Origin of the sequence: Chryseobacterium sp. Leaf180 (genome assembly GCF_001424585.1) — a bacterium.
GTDB lineage: Bacteria > Bacteroidota > Bacteroidia > Flavobacteriales > Weeksellaceae > Chryseobacterium.
On sequence record NZ_LMPJ01000001.1, the window covers coordinates 1,496,065 to 1,508,599 of the forward strand.

The 12,535-nt window shown below is 38.3% G+C and carries 11 protein-coding genes; 10 read left to right on the forward strand and 1 reads right to left on the reverse strand.

The window, feature by feature from the left end; genetic code table 11:
- Positions 1-10 precede the first annotated feature (10 nt).
- The 6 genes from ASG01_RS07065 (at position 11) to metF (ending at position 6,927) form a co-directional block, all read left to right on the forward strand.
- Complete coding sequence (locus tag ASG01_RS07065; protein WP_055861898.1) at positions 11-1,210, forward strand: O-succinylhomoserine sulfhydrylase; 1,200 nt, start codon at positions 11-13, stop codon at positions 1,208-1,210.
- Positions 1,211-1,337: 127 nt separating this feature from the next.
- Entirely contained in the window at positions 1,338-1,706 is a 369-nt protein-coding gene (gene tnpA / locus ASG01_RS07070) for an IS200/IS605 family transposase (RefSeq protein ID WP_202966978.1), read from the forward strand.
- A gap of 44 nt (positions 1,707-1,750) precedes the next feature.
- Positions 1,751-1,942: a hypothetical protein gene (locus tag ASG01_RS15885; protein ID WP_131725327.1), complete on the forward strand. Its 192-nt coding sequence runs from the start codon at positions 1,751-1,753 to the stop codon at positions 1,940-1,942.
- 30 nt (positions 1,943-1,972) lie between these two features.
- On the forward strand, positions 1,973-2,983 hold the full coding sequence (locus ASG01_RS07075) for a homocysteine S-methyltransferase family protein (protein WP_055861901.1): 1,011 nt from the start codon (positions 1,973-1,975) through the stop codon (positions 2,981-2,983).
- 239 nt (positions 2,984-3,222) lie between these two features.
- On the forward strand, positions 3,223-5,889 hold the full coding sequence (metH, locus tag ASG01_RS07080) for a methionine synthase (protein WP_055861904.1): 2,667 nt from the start codon (positions 3,223-3,225) through the stop codon (positions 5,887-5,889).
- Between the two features lie 81 nt (positions 5,890-5,970).
- The gene (metF, locus tag ASG01_RS07085) at positions 5,971-6,927 is read left to right on the forward strand and encodes a methylenetetrahydrofolate reductase [NAD(P)H] (RefSeq protein ID WP_055861907.1); all 957 of its coding nucleotides are present in this window, start codon (positions 5,971-5,973) and stop codon (positions 6,925-6,927) included.
- A 90-nt stretch (positions 6,928-7,017) separates the two neighbouring features.
- On the opposite strand, the gene ASG01_RS07090 is transcribed toward metF, so the two are convergent.
- Positions 7,018-8,172, reverse strand: coding sequence for a hypothetical protein (locus tag ASG01_RS07090; protein ID WP_055861910.1), 1,155 nt, complete (start codon positions 8,170-8,172; stop codon positions 7,018-7,020).
- A gap of 99 nt (positions 8,173-8,271) precedes the next feature.
- Here ASG01_RS07090 and folE point away from each other — a divergent pair, with 99 nt between their 5' ends.
- The 4 genes from folE (at position 8,272) to ASG01_RS07110 (ending at position 12,427) form a co-directional block, all read left to right on the forward strand.
- Entirely contained in the window at positions 8,272-8,937 is a 666-nt protein-coding gene (gene folE, locus ASG01_RS07095) for a GTP cyclohydrolase I FolE (protein ID WP_055861912.1), read from the forward strand.
- A 13-nt stretch (positions 8,938-8,950) separates the two neighbouring features.
- A complete protein-coding gene (locus ASG01_RS07100; protein WP_131725328.1) occupies positions 8,951-9,358 on the forward strand; it encodes a hypothetical protein in 408 nt (135 codons plus the stop codon).
- A 132-nt stretch (positions 9,359-9,490) separates the two neighbouring features.
- Complete coding sequence (cysS, locus tag ASG01_RS07105) at positions 9,491-10,957, forward strand: cysteine--tRNA ligase (protein WP_055861918.1); 1,467 nt, start codon at positions 9,491-9,493, stop codon at positions 10,955-10,957.
- 306 nt (positions 10,958-11,263) lie between these two features.
- Entirely contained in the window at positions 11,264-12,427 is a 1,164-nt protein-coding gene (locus tag ASG01_RS07110) for a T9SS type A sorting domain-containing protein (RefSeq protein WP_055861921.1), read from the forward strand.
- Positions 12,428-12,535 lie beyond the last annotated feature (108 nt).

Below are 12,535 nucleotides of genomic sequence, written 5' to 3' on the forward strand. Positions count from 1 at the left end.
ATATAAAAAAATGAGCCAAGATAAACTGTCAACTGACAACCATCAACTATCAACCAATTTCGAAACCCTTGCGATAAGAACCCAAACCGAGAGAACGCAGTTTGACGAGCATTCTACGCCTTTGTATCTTACTTCAAGCTTTGTTTTTGAAGATGCAGAAGATATGAGAGCGAGTTTTGCTGAAGAGAAATCTAAAAACTTATACAGCCGGTTTTCAAATCCTAATGTAACAGAGTTCACGGATAAAATTGTTAAGATGGAAGGTGCAGAAGCTGGGTACGCTTTCGCAACAGGAATGGCGGCAATTTATTCAACTTTTGCAACATTACTGAATGCAGGAGATCATATTGTGAGCTGTCAGTCGGTTTTCGGATCAACTCATACTTTGTTCACAAAATATTTTCCAAAATGGAATATTGAAACCACGTATTTCAAAGCTGAGGATTCTGAAAATGTAGAAAATTATATCAAGCCTAATACAAAAGTTTTGTATCTGGAAACGCCGACCAATCCTGCGATAGAAATTTTAGACTTAGAGTTTTTTGGAAAGATTGCCAAAAAGCACAATTTGATTTTTATTGTAGACAACTGTTTTGCCACGCCTTACTTGCAACAGCCGATTAAATACGGAGCTGATGTAGTTGTTCATTCAGCGACTAAGCTGATTGACGGTCAAGGTCGCGTTTTAGGTGGAGTAGCGGTTGGTAGAGAAGATTTGATTCGCGAAATTTATCTTTTTGCAAGAAATACAGGTCCTGCAATGTCACCTTTTAATGCCTGGGTTTTGTCTAAAAGCCTGGAAACATTGGCAATTCGTGTTGAAAAACATTGTGAAAATGCTTTGAAGGTTGCAGAGTTTTTAGAAAATCATCCTAAAGTTGACTTGGTAAAATATCCGTTTTTAAAATCACATCCGAGCTATGAGATTGCCAAAAAACAAATGAAGCTAGGTGGAAATGTAGTCGCTTTTGAAATCAAAGGCGGAATTGAAGGTGGAAGAAACTTTTTAGATAAAATAAAAATGTGCTCACTGTCTGCCAATCTTGGTGATACCAGAACAATTGTGACGCATCCGGCATCTACAACGCACTCCAAGCTTTCTGATGATGAAAGAAATGAAGTGGGAATTACTGCAGGCTTGGTTCGTTGCTCGGTAGGTTTGGAAAATGTGGACGATATTATTGCAGATTTGAAGCAGGCGTTGGGTTAAAGTATTTGGGTTTGGGTTTGCCCTGAAAGGGCAAAATCAACAGCCTGCGGTGAAGCCGCAGGTAATAAAGAATACAGATAATAAGCCCTGAAAGGGCGGCAGCAACATTTTTTAATTGATGTAAATTATGTCACAATCTTTAAGTAAAATATATGTTCACATAGTTTTTAGTACAAAAAATAGAGAACAAATGATATCCGATGAAATCAAAGAAGAACTTTTTAATTATCTAGGAGGTGTCTGTAAAAATTTAGAGTGTAATCCAATTCAGGTTGGAGGTTATCGGGATCATATCCATATTTTGTGCTTGCTTTCAAAAAAAATAACGTTGGTGAAACTTTTAGAAGAAGTGAAATCAGCTTCATCAAAATGGATTAAAACTAAAGGTGAAAAATTTTCTGATTTTTACTGGCAAAGCGGTTACGGTGCATTTTCTGTTAACCCAACTGAAATTGAGGTAGTGACGAATTATAAGAAATCAGGAAGAACAGCATAAAGTGAAAAGTTTCCAGGACGAATACCGGGCATTCTTAAAAAAATATGATGTACAGTTTAATGAAGATTATGTTTGGGATTAGTGATCTCGCCCTTTCAGGGCTTAATGCAGCTACAGCTACAAATTTTATTCATTGGGCTTCACCCAATGCTGATGATAAAGCCCTTTCGGGGCTCTGCGCTGCTGAAAAAAATATAATCATTGGTGAACATCCAATGCTGATAACAAAGCCGTAAATGGTTTTACAATATATAAAGAATATAAAAATGAAAAATTCAGAACAGCTATATAAAGCCCTTTCCAGAAGAATTTTAATTCTTGACGGAGCGATGGGAACCATGCTTCAGAGATACAAATTCGAAGAAGAAGATTACCGTGGTGAGCGTTTCAAAGACTGGGAACATCCCGTGAAAGGAAATAATGATTTACTTTCTCTCACGCAGCCTCATGCAATTGAAGAAGTTCATAGAAAGTACCTTGAGGCCGGCGCTGATATTCTTGAAACCAATACTTTTTCGGGAACTACCATTGCAATGGTAGATTACCACATGGAAGATTTGGTCTACGAACTCAACTACGAATCAGCTAAAATTGCCAGAAAAGTTTGTGATGAGTTCACTGCCAAAAATCCTGACAAGCCTAGATTTGTTGCAGGTTCTATCGGACCAACCAACAGAACGGCAAGTTTAAGCCCGGATGTCAACGATCCCGGTTATCGTGCGATTACTTTTGAGGATTTAAGACTGGCTTACAAACAGCAGTCAGAAGCTTTGCTAGATGGAGGTTCAGATATTCTTTTGGTAGAAACAATTTTCGATACATTAAATGCAAAAGCGGCATTGTTTGCCATCGACGAAATTCAGGAAGAAAGAGGAATCGAAATCCCGATCATGGTTTCGGGGACGATTACCGATGCGTCAGGAAGAACACTGAGCGGACAAACCGCAGAAGCATTTCTAATTTCCGTTTCACATTTAAATTTATTGAGTGTTGGGTTCAACTGTGCTTTGGGAGCGAATCAGTTAACGCCATATTTAGAAACGCTGGCTCACAATTCAGAATTCCATGTTTCGGCTTATCCGAATGCGGGTCTTCCGAATGCTTTCGGACAGTATGATGAATCACCAGACCAAATGGCTGCACAGATCAGGGAATATGTAGAGAAAGGATTGATCAATATTATCGGCGGATGCTGTGGTACCACGCCGGAACACATCAAAGCAATCGCCGATATGGTTGAAAAGTATGAGCCAAGAAAAGTAGTTGGGGAGATTTAATATTTGGGCAGATGTTTCCGCCCTCCGTTCCCGCTTTTTTGCTCGTCGTGCCTCCTCATAAAAAGAGCTCCACTCAGGTCGGGCTGCTAGAGATTCAGCGGTAATAAATGAAGAACAATATTAGAAAATACTGTACAGTGATGCAGAATTTTAGAAGAATTAAAAATTAAACAAGAATCACTTTAGTGCATACTACGATAGGTAAACTGTTAAACTGATACTTTGTTACATTATAAAGCATGAAATATTTAAAATTATCCGGCTTAGAACCGTTGATTATAACTCCGGAAAGTAATTTTATTAACGTTGGTGAAAGAACAAACGTTGCCGGATCTAAAAAGTTTTTAAGATTAATAAAAGAAGAGAAATTTTCCGAAGCTTTAGATATCGCAAGAGATCAGGTGGATGGCGGTGCTCAGATTCTTGACGTCAATTTTGACGACGGTTTGATCGACGGAAAAGCTTCCATGATTAAATTTCTGAACCTTATCGGTTCCGAACCTGATATTTCCAAAATCCCGATCATGGTCGATTCTTCCAAATGGGAAATTCTGGAAGCGGGTTTACAAGTTGTTCAGGGAAAATGTGTGGTGAATTCCATCAGTTTAAAGGAAGGAAAAGAAGAGTTCGTAAAACACGCCAAAGCGATCAAAAGATACGGAGCGGCGGTGATTGTTATGGCTTTTGATGAGGTCGGACAGGCCGATAACTATGAAAGAAGACTTGAAATCACTCAACGTTCTTATGATATTTTGGTAAATGAGGTTAAATTTCCTGCTGAAGATATTATTTTCGACTTAAATATATTTCCCGTTGCCACCGGAATGGACGAACACCGTCGCAACGCAATCGATTTCATCGAAGCCACACGCTGGGTAAGGCAAAATCTTCCTTACGCTTCGGTAAGTGGAGGGGTTTCCAATGTTTCGTTCTCGTTCCGTGGAAATGATACGGTGCGTGAGGCGATGCACTCCGTGTTCCTATATCATGCAATTCAGGCTGGGATGAATATCGGAATTGTGAATCCTGCGTTGCTTGAGGTTTATGATCAGATTAATAAAGAACTTCTCGAGCTTGTAGAAGATGTAATTCTTGACAAACGAGAGGATGCTACCGAGAGGCTTTTAGATTATTCTGAACGGAATAAATCGGTTAAAAAAGAAAAAGTTGAGGAGCTTGAATGGCGAACCTATCCTTTGCAGGAAAGAATTACCCATTCTTTGGTGAAAGGAATCGACCGTTTTATTGAGGAAGATGTAGAAGAAGCCAGACTGCAGTCGGCAAGACCGCTTCACGTTATCGAAGTCAATCTGATGACAGGAATGGGCGTTGTCGGTGATTTATTTGGTGCAGGAAAAATGTTTCTTCCGCAGGTGGTGAAATCTGCCCGTGTGATGAAAAGGGCAGTTGCATATCTGCAACCGTTTATCGAAGCTGAAAAAGATGTAGCTCAGAAACCTAACGGAAAAATTTTGATGGCAACCGTAAAAGGTGATGTTCACGATATCGGAAAAAATATTGTGAGTGTAGTGTTGGGCTGTAATAATTACGATATTGTCGATTTGGGAGTAATGGTTCCTGCTGAAAAAATTATTCAGGCAGCTATTGATCATAACGTAGATGTGATTGGATTAAGTGGATTGATTACTCCGAGTTTAGATGAAATGGTGTATATCGCCTCAGAACTGGAAAGACAGAATTTAAATTTTCCTTTATTGATCGGTGGTGCGACGACTTCTAAAGCACATACTGCCGTAAAAATTGATTTAAAATATAAAAATGCAGTGGTTCACGTGAATGACGCTTCCCGAGCGGTTAACGTTGTAAGTTCATTGCTGGGAGACCGAAATAAAGAATATGTTGATGATTTGAAAAATGACTATTCAGATTTCCGTGAAAAGTTTTTGAACAGGCAGATTGATAAAAACTATGTTTCCATTGAAGATGCCCGAAAAGACAAATTTAAAATCGATTGGGAAAACGAAGAAATTTTCACTCCAAACAATTTGGGGATTCAGGTTTTCGAAAATCAGGATCTTGAAGAATTGATTCCGTTCATTGACTGGTCGCCATTCTTCAGAAGCTGGGATCTGCATGGGAAATATCCTAATATTTTTGATGATAAAGTGGTGGGCGAGCAGGCAAAAGAATTATTTGCAGACGGTCAGAAAATTTTAAAGAAAATTGTTGAAGAAAAACGATTAGTTGCCAAAGCAGTTTTTGGAATCTTTAAAGCCAATTCGAACGAAACTGATGATATTTTGATTTATGATGAAAATGATCAGGAAAAGGTTAAATTTTTGACTTTACGACAACAGGTTCAGAAATCGAAAGGCAAAGATTACATTGCATTAAGTGATTTTATTGCTCCAAAAAGTTCAGGAAAGACTGATTACATGGGTGCTTTCTGCGTTTGTACAGGTTTCGGAACAGATGAACTGTCGGATCAGTATGAAAAAGACAACGACGATTACAACGCCATCATGGTAAAAGCAATTGCTGACCGTTTTGCAGAAGCTTACGCTGAATTTTTACATAAAAAAGTGCGTACAGAATATTGGGGCTACGCCAATCAGGAAAACTTAAGCAACGAAGATTTAATTGCTGAAAAATACAAGGGAATTCGTCCTGCGCCGGGTTATCCTGCCTGTCCGGATCATCTGGAAAAACACGCAATTTGGGATTTGTTGAAAGTCGAAGAAAATATCGGCGTTTATCTTACTGAAAGTTTAGCAATGTTCCCAACGGCAGCTGTTTCCGGATATTATTTTGGAAGTCCGCACGCCAAGTATTTCGGTTTAGGAAAAATTTCGGAAGACCAGTTGAAAGAATATGCTGTCAGAAAAGGAATTTCCCTGCAGGAAGCGAGAAAATGGCTGAATCCTAATCTGGCAGATGGAATTTAGATTTGGTTTATGATTCGGCGGCGGCAAAGCCGCCGCCGAATCATAAAAAATTATTCAAAAAATTAAACTTCTATTTATTAAATGAAAATCACAGATCATATAAAAAACGCCAACGGCAAAGCCTTGTTTTCTTTAGAGGTTGTTCCGCCTCAAAAAGGAATCGGGATTGAAGATTTATATACCAACATCGATCCTTTGATGGAATTTAAACCTCCATTCATTGATGTGACGACTTCAAGAGAAGAATATATTTATATCGATAAAGGAAACGGTTTGATGGAGCGTCGAATCACAAGAATGCGTCCCGGAACTTTGGGGATTTGTGCGGCCATTCAGCATAAATATAATGTTGATACCGTTCCTCATCTACTTTGCGGAGGATACACAAAGGAAGAAACTGAGTATCTTTTGGTCGACTGTATGTATCTGGGAATCGATAATGTAATGGCGCTTCGCGGCGATGCGATGAAAGGTCATCAGTATTTTGAGCCCACGCCAGGTGGACATTCAAGTGCCATGGATTTGGTTAATCAGATCAATAATTTGGGAAGAGGAAAATATCTTCATGATGAGCAAATTTGTGATGATCATAATAAATTCTGCATCGGAGTTGCCGGTTATCCGGAAAAACACATGGAAGCCCCATCGCTTAATAATGATCTGAAATGGCTGAAGCAAAAAGTAGATGCAGGCGCAGATTACATCGTAACCCAAATGTTTTTTGATAATAAAAAATTTATTGAATTTGTTACCAAAGCAAGAGAACTGGGCATTACAGTTCCTATAATTCCGGGAATTAAACCGATCGCGACTAAGAAACATTTGAAATTACTGCCTCAGGTTTTTAAAATAGATTTGCCTGAAGATTTAATCAATGCTGTAGAAAGCGCAAAAAATAATGAAGCCGTAAAACAAATCGGTGTAGAATGGGCGATCAGTCAGTGCCGTGAACTGATGGATTTTGGTGTTCCGGTGCTGCATTTTTACTCAATGGGAAAGAGTGACAATATTAAAAAAGTGGCCGCAGAGCTGTTTTAAATTTTGCTGAAAGGTTAATGAAATTTTTTTTGAATGATTGATTCTGTTTATTGGGGCGGCGGCTACGCCGCCGCCCCAATTAACAGAATCTTAAATCGCAGGATGGCGCAAAAACTCTTTTTCACGGTCAAATAAGTACCGGTATGTCGCCAGTTTTCTTGTAACTTCAGTTTCCAGATGTTTTGCCAGACCCAGCATTTTCGGATTAAAGTCGCCGATCCACTGCATTTCAAAATCCAGAAAATCGGTTTCTACCTGAAAATGTTTGGCGGATTCTACGATGAGATAACCTTCCACGCCTTTATTTTGCCATTCCGGAGCGACACCGAAAATCAATCCGACAAATTTTGTGTTGGTTTTTGTTGCCTTATAATAGAGAAATTTCAGTTTGTCCAAAAAACCAAACTTCCCGTTTAAATATTTAAACCATTGGTTAAGATCCGGAATATTAATCCACATCGCGATCGGTTTATTATTTTCGTATGCAAACCAGGCAATGTGTTCATTTATTACCGGTTTCATGTTGTTAAACATCTTTTTCACTTCTTTCAGGCTCATCTGTTTGCCGCCGCCATGGCTTTCCCAGGTTTTGTTGTAAAGCTCAAAAAAATCTTTAGCAAAGTCGTTTATTTTATTTTTCTTAACAGCTTTTGCAGTGATATGTTCATTTTTAGAATGCTTAGCGTGCATGATATTGAAAATTCTCGAAGTCGGAGCGTGTGCCTTTCTGCTGAAGCATAACATATCATAATACGTCTGAAAACCATAATTTTCAAATAAATCTTTATAATACGGAAAATTATAATTCATTCCGTACAGTGGCGGCGTAAAACCGTCAGTCAAAACGCCCCAGAATTTATCTCTTTCACCAAAATTAATCGGTCCGTCCATCGCTTCCATTCCCAGATTCTTCAGCCAGTTTTTGCAGTGCTCAAAAATAAAATCAGCAGTTTCCTGATCGTTGATGCAGTCGAAAAAACCGATTCCGCCTGTAGGCTGATCCTGCAGATACATTTTGTGATTAAAAACAGCGACTTTTCCCACCGTTTCGCCGCTTGCATTTAAAAATAAAAAACGTGCGCAGGTTCCGTTATCAAAAAACTTATTCTGCTGAGGATCAAAAACAAATTCAATGTCTTTATCTAAAGGCCGAATGTATGCAGAATCTTCTCTGTAAAGTCTGGCCGGAAACTCCAGAAATTCCTTTTTCTGTGAGGCACTCAATACTTCTTCTGCGTTGATCATAATTTTTCAGACTAATAGATGGAAAAGGTAGTTCAAATTTGAGCTAAAATAAAATATAGAATTTATTTATCCGTATTTTTGTGGTAAATATTTTTAAAAATGGTAGATTTTACCGACAATGACGACGATATTTTTACAGGGAAAGAGCATACGCCGATTCGCGAAGATGCATTCGTACTTTCACCCGCAGAAAAAGTAGAAAAAATAACGCAGCTTTTTGGTGAAATCATGCATACTTTGGGAATGGATATGACCGACGATTCGCTGAAAGATTCTCCAAAGCGTGTTGCGAAAATGTATGTGAATGAAATTTTTGGCGGACTTCTTCCGGAAAACAAACCCGGAATTTCCACCTTTTCAAATAAATATAAATACCGCCAGATGCTGGTAGAGAAAGACATTACGGTGTATTCTTTCTGTGAACATCATTTTTTACCGATCATCGGAAGGGCACATGTGGCTTATATCTCGAATGGCGAAGTGATCGGACTTTCAAAAATAAACCGTCTGGTAGATCATTACGCCAAAAGACCACAGGTTCAGGAACGTCTTACGATGCAGATTGTCGATGCCTTGAAGGAAGCGCTCGGCACAAAAGATGTCGCTTGTATTATTGATGCAAAACATCTTTGCGTAAACTGTCGCGGCATAAAAGACACCGCAAGTTCGACCATAACGGCTGAATTAAGCGGGATTTTTAGAACCAATCCTATCACCAGACAGGAGTTTCTGCATTATGTGGGAAGCCATGCAAAGCTGGATTAATATTTTGTTTCACATGAAGAAACTTCCGAATATGATATTATTAAAATTTGTTTTAACAGGAAGTCTTTTTCTTTTTACTTCATGTGAAAAAAAGGATAATATTCCAGACTGTGAGGAAGCTTATAAATTAGCAAAATCAGATTTTGATCAGGGAAAATATATCTATTACGAGTATCAGTATTTAAATCAGGACAAATCGGGAAACGAAGCGTTTAAGAATACTTTAAAACAGAAAAATATAAAAGTTTTATTTAAAACAAAACATCCTGCATCCTGTATTCCTGATGATTCAAATGAACTTGAAAAAAGTAAAAATTGTTATCGTCTGCAAATGAATCTAGGCATAGAATCGAAGTTTGGGCACAAGTTTTTAGACAGTGCGAGAAGTGAGGCGAAGAAATTACACGGGAAATCTAAATGATATAATAAGTTCAGGCAATGATAAAATTTAAAAAACAGTCCAGTAAAATTTTTATCGCAACAATTATCTGTTGTTGATTATCAGCACCTGGTCTTTAAATTTTAAATCATTAAATCTTTCAATTAAAAATACATGCAGCTAAAAATATACAACTCGCTTTCCGGCGAAAAAGAAGTTTTCACACCCATTCACGATAAAAATGTCGGGATGTATGTCTGCGGACCTACAGTTTACAGCAACGTGCATTTGGGAAATGTACGGACTTTTCTTTCTTTTGATTTTATTTACCGAAGCTTAATGCATTTGGGTTATAAAGTAAGATATGTAAGAAATATTACCGATGCAGGGCATCTTACCGACGATGGAGACGTGAACAACGACCGTTTCGTAAAGCAGACCCGTCTTGAAAAACTGGAACCTATGGAAATCGTACAAAAATATACTGTTGATTTTCATAAAGTTCTGGAAATGTTTAATCTTCTTCCACCGAATATTGAACCTACAGCAACCGGTCACATCGTTGAGCAAATTGAATTGACGGAGAAATTAATTGAGAAAGGTTTTGCCTACGAAAGCAATGGTTCGGTATATTTTGATGTTTTAGAATACAATAAAAGAGGCTTGAACTACGGCGAGCTTTCTAAACGAAATATCGAAGAACTTTTCGCAAACACCAGAGATCTTGACGGACAAGGCGAAAAGAAAAATCCGCAGGATTTTGCGCTTTGGAAAAAAGCTTCACCGGCGCACATCATGCGCTGGAACTCGCCTTGGGGTGAAGGTTTCCCGGGTTGGCATCTCGAGTGTACTGCAATGAGTACCAAATATCTTGGTGATAAATTTGACATTCACGGTGGTGGAATGGATCTTAAATTCCCGCATCACGAATGCGAAATCGCTCAGGGAAAAGCCTGCAATGAAGTTGAGCCGGTAAATTACTGGATGCACGCGAATATGCTGACGATGAATGCGCAGCGAATGAGTAAATCAACCGGGAATTATATTCTTCCGATGCAGCTCGTTTCAGGAGAAAATGATTTCTTTGAAAAGCCGTTTCATCCGTCGATTGTTCGTTTTTCCTTTCTTCAGGCACATTACAGAAGTGTTTTAGATATTTCCAATGATGCGATGCTGGCCAGCGAAAAAGGGTTTAACCGACTCATGGATGCGGTAAAAATTCTGCAGAATATTCAGTCGGATGATCAGAAAAAATCTGTTTTCAGTCTGGAAGACTGGAAAAACAAAGCCTATGCAGCACTTACCGACGACTTCAATTCTCCGGTTTTGATCGCGCACCTTTTTGAAGCCGTAAAATATATTTTTGCTTTAAATGATGGCAAAGAAACGATCTCAACTGCTGATCTGGAGGATTTAAAATCAACGTTGAATGCTTTGGTTTTTGATGTTCTCGGGCTGCAAAATGTAGAAGAAAGCAATAATGACAAGCTTGATCAGACATTAAAAGTTTTGATCGAACTCAGAAATCAGGCAAGAAAATCGAAAAATTTCGAACTTTCAGACCAGATTAGGGACAAACTTCTGGCGGAGGGAATCGAGCTCAAAGATTCCCGCGACGGAACAACTTATGTTTTAAATTAACAACCAAACGCTCACTTTTCCGGTGAGCGTTTTTTTATTTTTATATCAGGCAAAAAAAGGTTATTCTATAGGTTTTCAGTTTATCTATATAAATCTTTCAAGTTATATAGATAAAACGCGGAAGTTATCTAGATAAATCTTCCAAATTATCTAGATAAACTGTTGAAGTTATCCAGATGATTTTTCAAGTTTATTCGTATAATTTTTTTAACGTTGACTTTCATCTTTTAAACACAAATATTTTATTAAAAAAGATCAATAAATGTTTAACTTAGTAAGACTAAAACATTTACAAATAAAAATATTATGAAAAAACAATTACTTCCTCTTCTTTTCCTTTTCGCAGCAGTTTCCGCCAATGCACAACAGGATATCTTTGCAATTTCCGGGAAAAATGTTCCACGAATTGAGTTCAATGATTTTAAATCTTTAAATAACGACGGATCTTCTGCCACATCAATTTTCGATGTGAATGCTCAGGCAAATGTGAAATCTCAGCAGAGAAAATCTCCCGTTACCGAAGATAAAAACGCTTACGGAAACGCTCAGGCTATGAATCTTGCAGCTTTGGCTTACGATGCTTCCGGTGATAATCTGGTTTATATGCCAATGTTTTCATCAAATATTTATGTTTTAAATCAGAAAACAAAAGAAATCACTTTAGTTGAAAACGAAGCAGCGAGAGTGACGGCTTGCGATATCAATTCTCACATCACGAGAATGACGGCCGGCCACGACGGAAATATCTATGTAATAAACAACAGTGGGACGCAGTTTCTGCAGATCAAAAAGCAGAACGGACAATATTCTGTAAGCGATCTTGGGATTATTCAGGATGATCCTTCAAACGGGAAAAACTCGTTTACCGCAATGGAGACCGGTTTTGGCGGTGATATGATTGCTGATGCCGACAATAATTTTTATGTTTTCTCAGGTTCCGGAAATGTATTTAGAGTTTCTCCGAAATTATTGCGTGCAAAATTTATCGGTAAAATAAAAGGCTTGCCGGAAACGTATTCGGTAAACGGCGCTGCGGTAAACAGTCGCGGAAAAATCGTTGTGGCGAGCGCCAAAGGTGCACCGATGTACGAATTTGATCTGGTAGATCTTGAAGCTTCGGCTTTAAACAGAGACGAAAATCATCACATTTACGATCTCGCAAGTAAGTATTTTGCGAATGACAGGAAAGCGGTTGCAGCAGTTTCTGCGAATATTGAAATCTATCCTACAAAAGTTGATGACCGCACAATTACAGTGAATATCAACGATAAAAAAATTAACGGAAATCTGAAACTTTCTGTTTTTGATGCCGCAGGAAGATCGGTTTCTGCGATGGTTTTACCGGTGAAAAAGGGAAGCCTCCGTCAGCAGATTACGCTTTCAAACGTGGTAGCAGGTGCATATCTTGTAACGATCGCGGATGAATCTGGAAACAGTTTGCTTACCAAGAAAATTTTAGTAACAAAATAAACTGTGAATATCATTATTAAAAGGCCTTTATTCCCCGGAATTAAGGCTTTTTTTAATGATGATTTGAATGCCCGCAATTCTGATTTTTAAATTTTTAACCGTATTTTT